This is a genomic window from Rhizobium sp. SRI_017, from assembly GCF_057586295.1.
In genome coordinates this window covers 17,390-30,812 of record NZ_JBYCZP010000008.1, presented here as the reverse complement: position 1 = coordinate 30,812, position 13,423 = coordinate 17,390, and the positions used below count along the sequence as shown (strand labels likewise).

Below are 13,423 nucleotides of genomic sequence, written 5' to 3'. Positions count from 1 at the left end.
CCATGGAGACGCCGTGCTGAGCAAGGAGTTCCCGTGGCTCGCCGTTGAGGACTTGGAGCTGCTAGCGATGTATGAAAATCGATTTGTCTCCTAACCCGCTTCATTCAGTCGTTGCTAATATGAAGCAATTGCGAACAGAGGAAGGTAGAATGTCATGTCGGAGACACATCAAACATTGTGCGTGGCTACCCCAAGCGCATCTTGTCCTGAGGTGTCCAAAGGAGCCAAGATAGTACTTATCTGGCTTGGGCTCTGCGTAGTGGTTGCGACGGCCGGAACGATATTGACCGCGGAAATCCTCTCTCAACGTGCCCAGGCTCAGATCGCGCAGGTGCAATGTGGGCATCTGTTGATGCGCTGCTATCGAACTACGAGCCCGCGAGCAGCCGATCCTCGCATATTACGCGCACGACTGCATACGCCTCATCGGTGTCGTCAGGTACGGTTCGATGTATGGCTGCTTTCGCGAAGGGCCCTCAAAGGCAGAACGGCCGCATGAGGGCGCATTGCGGCCAGGCTGTTCCAGGGCCTTGAGCCGACTGTCCGCCAGCTACGCAACGAGAAAGTGGGCACTTCCGTTGATGCTTATTTTCTCGCGAGGCTGAACGAAAAATGGCTGCCGCGGTGATAATCAATCGCATAGACCACCGGTATGCCGGCGGCATTGAAGCACGTCTCAGTAATCAGGAGAGCCGGGCCGAAATCCCTTAGATCGTTGCGCTCGACGACGTCGTTCGGCAGCATAACTGCGGATACGCTCGCCGCAGACATGCGAGGCTTATTCTTGTGTTCCTCAAGCAGCGAAAGCAGCGAACCGCTCCAGTCAATATCGTAAAGACGGGCGGAAATGAGGCTGCGCGGCACGTAGTCGACGCAGTACATGATCGGCTCGTCGCGTTGGAGCCGCAGGCGCTCGATGCGGATTACGCGGTCCGTGGGCCTCATTTGCAATTGGGCGGCAACCAGATCGTCGGGCGCTTCCTCGGCGATGGAAAGCACCTTGTTGACCATCTCATAACCGCATTGCCGGGCCATGTCGGTCACGCTCTCGAAGATCGTGATCGGACGGTCGACCTGCACGGCGGACATCGGTGAAACGAAGCGGCCTTTACCGTGCTCGGCATAGATCAGGTTATCCTGCTCAAGGAGTTTCAGTGCCTCGCGGACAACCGGACGAGAAATCTTGAAGCGCTGCGTAAGTTCGGCTTCAGTGGGTAGCTTGTCACCAGGTTTGAGGCTGGTGTTGCGGATGAGGTCCAGGATCCGGTCGCGCAGCTTGATCACAAGGGTCTGTTTGTCACGCAGGGGCTCGTCCAAGGCTGTAATCCTCTCAACGGTCCTGATGTGCTTGTCTGACATTGGCGACGCGGTCAACGGATTTCTGGCGTCTCGTCAGCGCTGCATCGACCAAGGCATTGCCAAAGCCAGTGCAAATTCATGGTGGCGTTATTGACACTTTCAGATCTAGATGTCAGTTGTCTTACAACATCGCCAGCTCATTTACTGGCTCTACTCCCTAGGAGTCTTGCATGCTGAATTTTGACGAACAGAGGTTCATCCGCATCCAGTCCGGCGCGGTGGCTCTGCGCGAGCGACTTGACCGGGTGATCGCCGATTGCCTGGCTGCCGGTGCTGAAAACATCCATTTCCTTGGAACAGGCGGCGCGGCAATCCTGATGCAGCCGGCTGCGCAATTGTTGCAGCGCCGATCACGTTTTCCCGTCTTCATCGACATGCCGGCCGAACTCGTGCTGACCGGATCGGCAAACTTGAATGGCAAATCGATCGTCGTCATTCCGTCGCTCTCGGGCACGACAAAGGAAAGCGTGGCGCTTCTCGCCAAGGCGAGAGAGGCAAGCGCGACAGTGGTCACGCTGGTCGGCCATGAGGAAACGCCGCTCGGCGAGGGTGGCGATCATGTCTTTGTGAATTTCGCCGAGGATGACACGTCCTGCGAGTCCTTCTATCTGCAATCGCTGTTCATCGCGCTCTCGATCCTGCGCCATCGGGGGGAGATGGCGAATTACGATCAGGTCGCAGGCGATCTCGACAGGCTGCCAGCCTTGTTGCTTGAAGTGAAGCGGGTTTATGAACCGAAGGCCGAGGCCTGCGCCAGGGTGCTGGCCGGGGCCGACTATCACATCGTCACTGGTGCCGGGAATGTGTGGCCGCAAGCCTTCTATTACGGCATGTGCATTCTTGAGGAGATGCAGTGGATCCGTACGCGGCCGGTCCATGCGTCCGATTTCTTCCACGGCACGCTGGAATTGGTCGAAAAGGGCGTGTCGGTCATCCTGTTCAAGGGTGAGGATGCGCTTCGCCCGCTTGCCGACCGAGTGGAGAATTTCGCGCCCGATTATACCGACCAGCTGACCGTGCTCGATACGGCGGACTTCGCACTGCCCGGGGTTTCACCGGAAGTCCGAGGCCTGGTATCGCCCATTCTGCTCGCCACGGTGCTGGAGCGCATCAGCGCCCATCTCGAAGTCATGCGCAACCATCCCCTGACAACGCGCCGCTACTATAAGCGGGTCAGCTATTGATGCGCAGTTTGACGGCACGCCGCGGATGCTTCTAGAGGCCGACGCGGCATTGTCATCGATGGGATGAACTATATGAAAAGACTTCGCATTGCAGCGGTTGGCGACAATTGCATCGACAAGTTCCGGCCGCCGATCAGCGAGGCGGTTGTCGGGGGCAATGCGGTGAATGTCGCGGTACAGCTGGCTAGACTTGGGCATAATGCATTCTACTTCGGAGCCGTCGGGGGGGATGCCGATGGAGCGCGTACGAGAACAGCCTTGGTCGAAAACGGCGTTGACGTCGCGCATATGTCGGAGCGCTCGGGCAAGACGGCCCATACCGATATCGAAGTTCTGCCATCCGGCGAGCGCGTCTTCCACTTCGAGGACTTCGGCGTCTGCGCTGGCTATCGGCCGTCCGAAGAAGATGTTGCGGTGCTGAAGACCATGGACCATGTTCATATAGGTTGGCTCGATGATAGCGGTGCGCTGAGACGCACGCTCGTTGCAGCCGGTGTCAGCGTATCGCAGGATATCTCGGTCAACGCCGAACCCGCCAATCTCGGAATCGAAGGACTGGCGATCGCCTTCGGCTCGGCGGGAGAGGACGATGCAGCAGTCGAAGCGATGATCGACCGCTTTCTGTCCGCCGGCGTTGGGGTTGCCGTGGTGACGCGGGGCGCGAAGGGGTCGGTCGCGGCGACGCTGGAAAATCGGGCCGAAACAGGCATCAGGCCGGTCGATATAGTAGACACTACCGGTGCTGGCGACAGCTTCATCGCAGGGCTTCTCTCCTTACACATCGGCGGAGGATCGCTTCAAGAAGCGGTCGAGGCGGGGCGTGACCGGGCGGCGCTCGCCTGTAGCCATATCGGCGGTTTTCCGCAGAAGGCCACGGCCCTCTAAGGCCTATTTTAGCACCAGCCAGCCGGACAGGATGATGATCACCGCACCCGCAATCGTGTACGGATCGACCGGTGCCGCGAAAAGCAACGCACCATACAGGCAGCCCCATATGATCTGGCTATATTGAAACGGTGCTACGACAGAGGCCTCGCCAACGCGGAAGGCCCGCACCAGAAGCGCATGGCCTGCAAGACCCAAAACGCCGGCGATCACCGCAATGACCGTATGGTTGAAATCCATGGCCGAGAGGCCGGTGCTGCTAAACGCTGTCACGAGCGTCAAGGGTGTCATGACCACCAGCAAGGTCGCGATCAGTGCTTCATCGCTTTCTGCAGCCTTGGCGCGTCGCAGCAACAGGAGCGACAATGCGAATAAGACCGTGGAGGCGAAGGCAGCGGCATGGCCGAGATTGAGTTCGACCGTACCGGGTCGCACGGCAACCGTGACGCCGACAAAACCGAGCACGACGCCGAACCAAGCGAGCCGCGATAACCTCTCGCGCAGCAGAAGGAAGCTTAGCACCGCCACCAGGATTGGCGTGAGGAAAGCGATGGTATAGGCTTCCGAGAGCGGCAGCATCTTGAAGGCATAGTGAATGAGGATCGCGTCGGCGCCGAGCAACAGCGCGCGCGTCACGGCAAGGCTGGGATAGCGCGGCATGAGGTTGCGCAATCGTCCCCTCGCGGCGGCATAGGCAAACAGAAGCGCCAGCCCGACGATGGTGGTGATAAGCGTGATCTGCGGAGCCGGCAGATCGATCGCGAGCAGCTTGATGAGCGCATCGGCACCGGAAAATACTGCAAAGGCAAGAACCGCGATACCAGCGGCTCGCGTGTTGGAGCGTCCCGATGCCGGAGTAGCCGCGAGTTCCGGCGAGGTCTCAGCGGACATTGAAACGCCCGAACCGCTCTTCGATGCGAGACTGAGTGTATTCCAGCCCGATAGAAAGCAGCCAATAGATCATGGAAGCGGTGATAAGCATTTCGATATGGCGGAACTCTGTCTGTCCTTGGGTGCGAGCGAGATACATGATCTCCCATACGCCAACGACCGACACAAGCGAGGAGTCCTTCAACATGGCGATGAACTGGTTGCCGGTCGGCGGGATGATGATCCTCATGGCTTGAGGCAGGACCACCAAGGCCATGGTCTGGCCGGGCTTGAGGCCGAGCGCGGTTGCTGCTTCCGACTGGCCTCTGTCGATGCTCTCGATGCCGGCGCGAAAAATCTCAGTCATATAGGCGCCATAGCAGAGCGAAAGCGCGAGAATGCCCGCCGGTATTGCGCCTATGACATAGCCCACCTGCGGCAGACCGAGATAGATGATATAGATCTGCATGAGCAGCGGCAGGCCGCGAAAGAGCGACGTGTAGAACGTCGCAAGCCCATAGATCACGCCATTACGCGAAAGCTTGGCAATGGCGCCGGCCAGAGCGATGACGGTCGCAACCGCAATCGAGATTGCCGAAATGAACAGCGTTGTCGTGACGCCTTGAGTGATGAGGAAGCCGATCTTCTTCGCAATGAAGGTGAAGGACAGATTGAACGAATAGAAGAACAGCATCAGCAGGACGAAGAGCTCGATCCAGACGCCGATGATCTGCCCGCGGCGCGGCAGCAGCCGCAGCAGCGTCCAGTTGGCCGCCAGAATCAGAGCGATCAACAGCGAGGAAGCGAGGCGGCTGAAAATAGGATTTTCGGTTATCCATGGCGCGCTCGGTGGCATCAAGTAGCCGAGCCAGCTCGAACTTATACCAAGCTGGAAGAGCCCAAGCGTAATCGCCAGGATAATTAGCCCCACTCCCAGGCGCCTCATGGTATCAGGATAGGTGAGGATGAGTCGAGCCAGCATGCGCTGTGTCCCTTGGTTCAGGCAGTGCGTTCGCGCCACCAGTCCTGTGCTTGAAGCTTCCAATAGGTGAGCTGCGCCACGGCGAGACCTGCGACACCGCCGGCCCAGACCAGCCCGAACGGTCGGAAGAGTTTGTAGCGCTCGCTTTGGCCGAGGATCGCCTCCGCCACGAGCTTGCCGCCGATCGCCGTCGTGTTGAGCCCGTGGCCGCCGAAGGCCGTGCAGTGCCAGACGCCGGGCTCGACCTCGCCGATCTGTGGCATGAGGTGGCGGGCATAGGACATCAAGCCTGACCAGGCGAGTTCCGTCTTGAGCCCCGCGAGTTGCGGATAGGTGCCGGTCATCTCGAGGCGGAGTTCTGTGACAACGCCTGCCGTGGACGCTGCGCGCGTGGTGATCCGGCCGCCCCACAGGATGCGTTTTCCATTGTCTACCAGACGGTAGTAATCGCCAGCGCGGCGGTTATCACCGATCGCATCGCTAGTCGCGATCGCGGTGGCGATGAGATCGGGCGCCTCCTCGCTGACCATCACATATGTCGCGATCGGCAGGAAAGCGCGTTGCAAACGCGGCTCCAGGTTACCGGTGTAGCCGCCCGTTGTGAAGACTACATGCCGGGCGCGAACCTCGCCATTGGCGGTGCGGACGCGTTTCTCCGCGTCCGAAAGGCTGGTCGAGGTTGCTGCTGAATCTTCATAGATTTTGCCGCCGAGCCGCTCGATCTCGGCCGCAATAGCGCGAAGATAGTTCAGCGGATGCATGTGAAAGGCTTTGGGATTGCGCAGTGCCTGGAAATATCGCTGCGACTTGAGCACCGCCCGCAACTGCTCGGTGTCGAGATAATCGAGCTCGTAGTCGTAGTCTTTGAGAAGCTGTTCGCGATAGGCCTTGAGCGAAGCGCCGTCGTCATAGCGCAGCACACTGATGATGCCAGGCTGCGGTGCGGCGCTTTCGATTTTGAGATCGCGGATTGTGTCGCGGATAAATTCGACGCCCTCCGAGGAGAGATGAAAGAGCATTTTGGCGGCATCCTTGCCAGCCATGCGCGCGATATCATCGCTGCCCGTGGCAAAGCCGGGGGCTACAAAACCACCATTGCGGCCAGAGCCGCCAAAGCCCACGACCTCGGCTTCCAGCACGACCACTCTCTGGCCGGCGCGGGCGAGTTGCAGCGCAGTTGTCAGACCAGCGAGCCCAGCGCCGATCACAACCGTATCGCAATCTTCAGGCCAAGCTAGGGAAGACCGTGACCGATCCTCAGTCATGGTCAGTTTGTAATAAGTATCGGGATAGGACATGGCATGCTCTTCGAAATGAAAAGCACGGGCGGCAAAGCCGCCCGTGCGACGCCGCAAATCAATCGGCGCTATAGTCCTTGCCGTACCACTTGGTGGTTAAGGTGGCGAGCGTGCCGTCCTTCTTCATCTCGGCGACGATTCCGCCGACCTTTACGGTCCAGTCCGGATCGACTTTCTCAGCGATCACGACGAGCGGCTCGCGGAAGGCATATTCGCCTTCGATAATGCGGACAGGATAGCCGTTCTTGATCGCGTTCTTGGCTGTCTGCTCTGGCGCGATAACGGCGGAGAGACGAACGCCATCACCGAGGCGAAGGTCGTCGAACGGCAGCATCGAATCGGCGAATGTGCGCACTTCACCGGGCTCGAGTTTGTACTCGATCGGTGGAATGCCCGGTGCATCTATCTCCAGGCGGCGATTGATGAAATCCTCTGAGGTCGTCGCGGTCTCGACGCCAATCACCTTGCCGTTGAGGTCGGTGACGGTCTTGGCCGTGTTGTCATTGTGCACGACATAGACATAGGGGCTGTAGTAGTAGACGCCCACGAAATCGATCACCTGCGCACGCGGTTTGGTGGGGGTTACCGAGCCAACGCCGAGGTCGTAGCGGCCCTGCCAGCGGCCACCGGTCAGCGTCGCCCAATCCGGCGTTTCGAAGCTCACCTCGACGCCAAGGCGCTTGGCGATCTCGCGCGAAACATCAATATCGAAGCCGACCATTTCATTGTTGTCGTCGAGATAGCTCTGCGGTGGCCAACCGCTGTTCGTGGCAACGACCATTGCCTTCTTCTCCATAACGCGATCGAGCGTTGCCCCGGCATGAGCCTGCGTCGACAGCGTCATCGTGGCCGCGCCAAGTGCAAGCCATGTCAAAAGTCTCCTCATCGAATTCCTCCTTTTTCGTTTACGCAAGCATCTAAATATGTAAGATGTCTGACAACACAAATGAAAGGAATGTGGTAGCGCTGTCAATAGCCAGTCTGATCCGTCTAAGACTTGCGATAGGCGCTAAAGTGCCGGTCGTCGATTGGGTAGAGGCCTCAATTGCTCTGGAAATCTCTGCCAACTCCATCCCCTCTCGTGCCGTGGGCGGCGGTGGTATCGAGGGGTCTGTCCGCTTTTGTGTCGCCCCAAGACGCAACTCATGTCTGATATGAAGGCGCAAAGCAGCCGAAGCTCTTCGACAGAAGAATGTCGGATTCGGGGCAAGATCAGCCGAGTTTTCATGGCCGTTGTGCGCCCAAAGGCGCGGGGATCGAAAACGCAAGACATGCCGTTCGAACATCGTAAGCATGAATATCTGATCCCTTAAAGTTGATATATGGATCGCCGGCGATCCCAGCCCAATTGCGGCCTGCATCTTACTGAAAATTCCGTGCCTTCACCTTCAGAGTGTCGATATGCAGATCCGGAGTATAGATATCCCGCGGCTTCAAACCCATCGGCGCCCGATCCCTCGAATCCGGGCTCCCCGCCGACCCATGCGCAAATTCGTCCCCACGACCATGCGGTATTGCAAACCCGCCTTCCCGCTCACCAAGGCTTGAGAGATCGGCCGACAGATCAAACAGCCGCTGTGCCACCAGATGCACGACGCCGCCTTCCCGCTGGATCTTGCCATTGATCGCCATCATGCCGGAGCCCAGGACGACGCGGCGCTGCTTGTCAAACAGGCTCGGCCAGACGACGACATTGGCAACGCCGGTCTCGTCCTCAATCGTCATGAACATCACGCCCTTGGCGCTGCCCGGCTTCTGCCGCACGAGGACCAGGCCCGCCGCCATCAGCCAGTGCCCATCACGTGCCGACGCCGCTTCCGCACAGGTGACAATCTGGCGCTTGGTGAGATCGTCCCGCAGGAAGCTTATGGGATGGGCGCGCAGGGTGAGACCGGTATGGCCATAGTCCTCGACGACATTGCTGCCCTCGGTCATCTGACGCAGTGACACGTCTGGCTCGCGCTGCTCGGCGATGACAGCCTGCTCCCTGTCCGCGGCGGCTGCGAACAACGGCAGCGGCTCGTCGCGCAATGCCTTGATCGCCCATAACACGTCACGACGCTGCAGTGAAAGCGAGGGCCGGAAGGCGTCCGCTTCAGCCAGTTCAACCAGGGACGCCGACGGCACGCCAGAGCGGCGCCACATATCATCGATGGAAACGAACGGCTGATCGCCGCGGGCAACGACGATCTTTGCCGCGTCATTGATGGCCAACCCCTTCACCATCCGCATGCCAAGTCGAACCGCATGGCTGTTGCCGTCGTCGCTTGGCTCGAGCGTACAGTCCCAACGCGATCGGTTGATGCAGATCGGCCTGACCTCGATACCATGCGCCCTGGCATCCGACACGATCTGGGCAGGAGCGTAGAATCCCATTGGCTGGGAATTGAGTAGAGCCGCACAGAAGACATCCGGGTAGTGGCACTTCAGGAAGGCTGACGCATAAGCGATCAGCGCAAAGCTGGCTGCATGGCTTTCCGGAAAACCGTAGCTGCCAAATCCCTCGAGCTGCGAGAACGTCTTCTCGGCGAACTCTTCGGTATAGCCGTTGGCGACCATGCCCCGGACGAGCTTATCCTTGAACTTACTGACGCCACCGGTGAACTTGAAGGTCGCCATGGAGCGCCGCAACTGATCGGCCTCACCGGCGGTGAAGCCGGCGCAGACGATCGCCACCTTCATGGCACTCTCCTGGAAGAGCGGCACGCCGAGCGTCTTGCCGAGCACCGCCTCCAGCTCAGGCTTCGGATAGACGACGGCTTCCTTGCCCTCTCGGCGCCGGAGATAGGGATGGACCATATCGCCCTGGATCGGGCCGGGCCGGACGATTGCGACCTGGATGACCAGATCATAGTAGGTCTGCGGCTTGAGCCTCGGCAGCATCGACATCTGCGCACGGCTTTCGATCTGGAAGGTGCCGAGTGTGTCGGCCTTGCGGATCATGGCATAGGTGGCGGGATCCTCCTGCTCTATCCTGGCGAGATCGAGCGTGATACCCTTGTGTTGTTCGAGCATGGCAAAGCCCTTGGCCATGCAAGTCAGCATGCCAAGTGCCAGCACGTCGACCTTCATGAACTTGAGCGCTTCGATATCGTCCTTGTCCCATTCGATGGTCTGGCGGTCGGCCATCCGCGCCTGCTCGATCGGCACGAGTTCGTCGAGACGATCGTGGGTGAGGACAAAGCCGCCAGGGTGCTGACCGAGATGGCGTGGGGCGCCCATCAGCTGCTGTGCCAGTTCCAGCGTCAGCCGCAGCCGCCGATCGGTCATGTTGAGGTTGAGCTCATTGACCTGCTTGGCTCCAACACCCTCCTTGCTCCAACCCCAGACGCCGGCAGACAAAGCCGTGATCATGTCCTCGGGTAAACCGAGCGCCTTGCCGACATCACGAAGCGCGCCCTTGGCGCGGTAGCGGGTGACGGTCGCGCAGAGTGCCGACTTCTGACGGCCATAGGTTTCGTAGATCCACTGGATCACTTCCTCACGCCGCTCGTGCTCGAAATCGACGTCGATGTCGGGCGGCTCGTTGCGCTCTTCCGAGATGAAGCGCTCGAATAGAAGGTCATTGACCGAGGGGTCGATGGCGGTGATGCCGAGGACATAGCAGACGGCAGAGTTGGCAGCACTTCCCCTACCCTGGCAGAGAATGCCCTGTGACCTGGCGAAGCGAACGATGCTGAACACGGTCAGGAAATACGGCGCGTAGTCGAGCTTGCGGATCAGATCGAGCTCGTGATGGATTGTCTTGACCACATCGTTGGGCACGCCCTCGGGATAGCGATCGGCGATGCCTTCAAAAGTGAACTTCTCCAGCGACTGCTGCGCTGTCATGCCTGGGACGATCGCTTCCTGAGGATATTGATAGGTCAGTTCGCTCATATCGAAACGACAGCGATCGACGATCTCACGGGTGGCAGCGAGCGCATCCGGATATCGGCCAAACAACCGGTGCATCTCCTCAGGCGGCTTGAGATAGCGGTCGGCATGGCGCTCGCGGAGGAAGCCCGCCTGGTCGATGGTGGTGCCATGCCGGATGCAGGTGACGACGTCCTGCAATTGTCGCCGGCCAGGCTCGTGGAACAGCACGTCATTGGTGACGACCGCCCTGACCTTGTGGCGGGTGGCGAGATTGTTGAGTTCATGCAGGCGCAGTTGATCGTTCGGCCGGCGGCGGAGCGTCAGCGCCATGTAGCTTCGGTCGGCAAAGATGTCCTTGAGCTTGCGGAGCTGGAGGGCGCAATCCTCATCGGCCTCGTCGGGCACCAGGATCGCCAACAATCCCTCGGCGTAGAGCGCGACATCACCGAGGTGCAGAATACACTTCCCCTTCCCGCCGCGCTCCTTGCCGATCGTGAGCAGGCGACAGAGCCGGGTATAGGCGGGGCGATCGGTGGGATAGACGAGGATCGACATGCCATCCGCCAGATCGAGCCGGCAGCCGACGACGAGCCGCACACCGGTTTCCTTGGCTGCCTCCCAGGCACGCACGATGCCGGCAAGACTGTTGCGATCGACAATGCCAAGCGCTTCGATGCCGAGCGCCCTGGCGGTGGCGAAGAGCTCGTCGTTGCCGGAAGCCCCGCGCAGAAACGAGAAGTGGCTGGTGACCTGGAGCTCGGCGTACCGCATCAGCCGTAGATCCCATGCAGGAACCACTTGGCCGATCCGGTCTCGGGGTCGACACCGTCACCGGAGCGATAGATCCAAAAGCGATTGCCCGCCTCATCCTCGACGGAATAATAGTCGCGCACCGCCTCCATCTCGGCATCCCGCACCCACCATTCGCCATAGACCCGCTCAGGGCCATCGCCGCGTTTGATGCGGCGGCGCTTGCCGCGCCAGGTGATCGATGCCGGTGGATGGTCAGGGGTCAGCGCGATGACATCGATCTGCTCTGGGCGTTCGAGCATCCGGCTGGGGCGCGGCCATTTGGTCGGCCAGGATACTCCGGTCTTCTGGGCCACCGGCGATATCCGCTGGACATTGCGCTCGGGCACATCGCTTTGCACGGGTGCGAGGCGATAGAGGCGCTGACCGCGATTGCCGAGAATATCGAGCAGTGGCGTGACATCGACGACGGTCTCCTCGACCAGCGAGGATATCGTCTGCTTCTCCTCGAACGGCTCGACGAAGGTCGCAGCCAGTGTCAGCTTCTCGATTCCAAAGCCGGGATCGATGGTCTCGATGCCGGCACATAGCAGCTTGGTCAGCCGGGCGACATCGCGGACCGGCTTGGCGGTGCCGGCGCGCAACGCTTGCAGCGTGTTGTCGACCCGATGGACGATCAGGTCGGCTCGGCGCAGACCCAGGCCTTTGGTCTCGAGCGATGCGCAGAGTTGAACGACGAGCTTGCCGATATACCGGGCGATGGTCTCGGGCGCGCCTATCGGCTCAGGAAAGGATCGACCGACTTCGATCAGTTCGGCGGTCCGGATCGGTTGGATGGGTTCCAAGACGCGGCCGAAAATCTGGTCGAGCCGGCGGCCGACCTCAGGGCCGAACCTGAGCGCGAGCGGCGCTCGGGGCGTCGCAGCCAGTTCGCCCACTGTTCGAAACCCCAACACTGCGAGCCCACTGACGATATCGGCTGGCAAGCGCAGTCTGGCGATAGAGACTTTGGCGACTGCCTTTGCTGTCTCGCCGATCGGCACGATGACAGTGTCGCGCCGGATCGCACGGGCAAGCGCATGGGCCGCACCCCAGCTATCGGCGATCGCGCCGCGCGCTTGCAGACCTCGGCCTTGGAACGTGTTGATGATCTCGGTCAGCATCATCGGCTCGCCACCGCGCAGATGATCGGCGCCTTCGGTGTCCATGATCAATCCGTCGGGAAGATCCATGGCGACGATGGGCGTGTATTGCCGCAGCATCCACAGTGCCAGGCGCTCAATGGCGGCCGCATCACCCTCGGGATCGGCATCGATCATATGCAGTCCAGAGATCATTGCCTGCGCCTTCGCCGCCGGCATGCCGACACGCAAACCTGCCTTCGCCGCGGTCACGTCGATTGCGGCGATCGTGCGTTTCGAGCCGCTGCGAGCAACGACCACGATCGGCGTCTCAGGCGCTATGCCGGGATCGGCCCGCCTGATCCTGTCGGTGGCCAGCGTTGGGAGAAAGATTGATACGACCCGTGGCATCGCAGGCACCTATTTCGAATTCCGCAGCTTCTCCCGCCCTCGTCCTGATCAGTTCCGCCAACCACCTGGCCCGCCCGATGCCTGGAACTGGCAGCGGCTCCGACGGCAAGACGCTGATCCGCCATCGCGTCGTCGCCGCCGTGGGTTGGCCGAAATCCGCAGCCTCGATCGGCCGCCGCCATCGTCTGAGCGCAATGCCGATCGTGCCCGAGGCCTCGGCTGCCAGTTGCAGCCGTCGCGATGCTGTCATCGGCAGCCGCACCAGTTCAGCCACCACCGCTCCGAGACCACCAAAACGAAGCCCTTCCTCGAAATTGACAAGCACGTCCTCTTCCCGATCGGCTTCGACATAGATGACCCGATCATGGTGGAGACCAGCTTGTGCCAATGCCGGGGCAAACAGGTCAGGCCGCTTGAGGCACCAGAGGATGTCGCCCTTGGTCCGGGCAACGATGCCTGCAACGAAGAGAGCTGCAGCAGCCCCATGGACGGCATCCGCACCGCCGCCGGCTACCTCATGCAGGGCGCCAAAAGCCAGGCCACCGCCCGGCAACCGTTCGTCGATCTCAGCGATACCGAATGCCAGCACCTTTGCTTTGCGCGACCTGCCGCCTTCGAGGCGCTGAATGCGGTCTCGCAGTTCTGAAATCACTGGGTTGGCATGAGGCATCAGGCGTTTGGGTCAAGCTCTGGTCATGGTCAAGG

The 13,423-nt window shown here is 60.4% G+C and carries 10 protein-coding genes; 2 read left to right on the top strand and 8 right to left on the bottom strand.

Annotated features, from left to right (window positions below; all coding sequences use genetic code 11):
• Window positions 1–585 precede the first annotated feature (585 nt).
• Window positions 586–1,317, bottom strand: a complete 732-nt coding sequence (locus AC2YI2_RS18070) for a GntR family transcriptional regulator (protein ID WP_487387889.1) — start codon at window positions 1,315–1,317, stop codon at window positions 586–588.
• 212 nt (window positions 1,318–1,529) lie between these two features.
• Between AC2YI2_RS18070 and AC2YI2_RS18065 the strand changes: the two genes are divergently transcribed.
• A complete protein-coding gene (locus tag AC2YI2_RS18065) occupies window positions 1,530–2,543 on the top strand; it encodes an SIS domain-containing protein (RefSeq protein WP_487387888.1) in 1,014 nt (337 codons plus the stop codon).
• 72 nt (window positions 2,544–2,615) lie between these two features.
• Window positions 2,616–3,428, top strand: a complete 813-nt coding sequence (locus AC2YI2_RS18060; protein ID WP_487387887.1) for a PfkB family carbohydrate kinase — start codon at window positions 2,616–2,618, stop codon at window positions 3,426–3,428.
• A gap of 3 nt (window positions 3,429–3,431) precedes the next feature.
• On the opposite strand, the gene AC2YI2_RS18055 is transcribed toward AC2YI2_RS18060, so the two are convergent.
• The 7 genes from AC2YI2_RS18055 to AC2YI2_RS18025 all read right to left on the bottom strand — a co-directional run bounded on the left by AC2YI2_RS18055 (window position 3,432) and on the right by AC2YI2_RS18025 (window position 13,388).
• Window positions 3,432–4,319 carry a DMT family transporter gene (locus tag AC2YI2_RS18055; RefSeq protein WP_487387886.1) on the bottom strand — a complete coding sequence of 296 codons (888 nt, stop codon included), beginning with the start codon at window positions 4,317–4,319 and terminating at the stop codon, window positions 3,432–3,434.
• Window positions 4,309–5,280 carry an amino acid ABC transporter permease gene (locus AC2YI2_RS18050; RefSeq protein WP_487387885.1) on the bottom strand — a complete coding sequence of 324 codons (972 nt, stop codon included), beginning with the start codon at window positions 5,278–5,280 and terminating at the stop codon, window positions 4,309–4,311. Before AC2YI2_RS18050 ends, AC2YI2_RS18055 begins: the two co-directional genes overlap by 11 nt.
• Window positions 5,281–5,297: 17 nt before the next feature.
• Window positions 5,298–6,578 (bottom strand): NAD(P)/FAD-dependent oxidoreductase, encoded by a 1,281-nt coding sequence (locus AC2YI2_RS18045; RefSeq protein WP_487387884.1) that lies wholly within the window; start codon window positions 6,576–6,578, stop codon window positions 5,298–5,300.
• A gap of 58 nt (window positions 6,579–6,636) precedes the next feature.
• Window positions 6,637–7,464: a transporter substrate-binding domain-containing protein gene (locus AC2YI2_RS18040; protein ID WP_487387883.1), complete on the bottom strand. Its 828-nt coding sequence runs from the start codon at window positions 7,462–7,464 to the stop codon at window positions 6,637–6,639.
• Window positions 7,465–7,940: 476 nt separating this feature from the next.
• Complete coding sequence (locus tag AC2YI2_RS18035) at window positions 7,941–11,207, bottom strand: error-prone DNA polymerase (protein WP_487387882.1); 3,267 nt, start codon at window positions 11,205–11,207, stop codon at window positions 7,941–7,943.
• On the bottom strand, window positions 11,207–12,718 hold the full coding sequence (locus AC2YI2_RS18030) for a Y-family DNA polymerase (RefSeq protein WP_487387881.1): 1,512 nt from the start codon (window positions 12,716–12,718) through the stop codon (window positions 11,207–11,209). The genes AC2YI2_RS18035 and AC2YI2_RS18030 overlap by 1 nt, the downstream gene beginning before the upstream one ends.
• Entirely contained in the window at window positions 12,639–13,388 is a 750-nt protein-coding gene (locus AC2YI2_RS18025) for an ImuA family protein (protein WP_487387880.1), read from the bottom strand. Before AC2YI2_RS18025 ends, AC2YI2_RS18030 begins: the two co-directional genes overlap by 80 nt.
• Window positions 13,389–13,423: the final 35 nt, after the last annotated feature.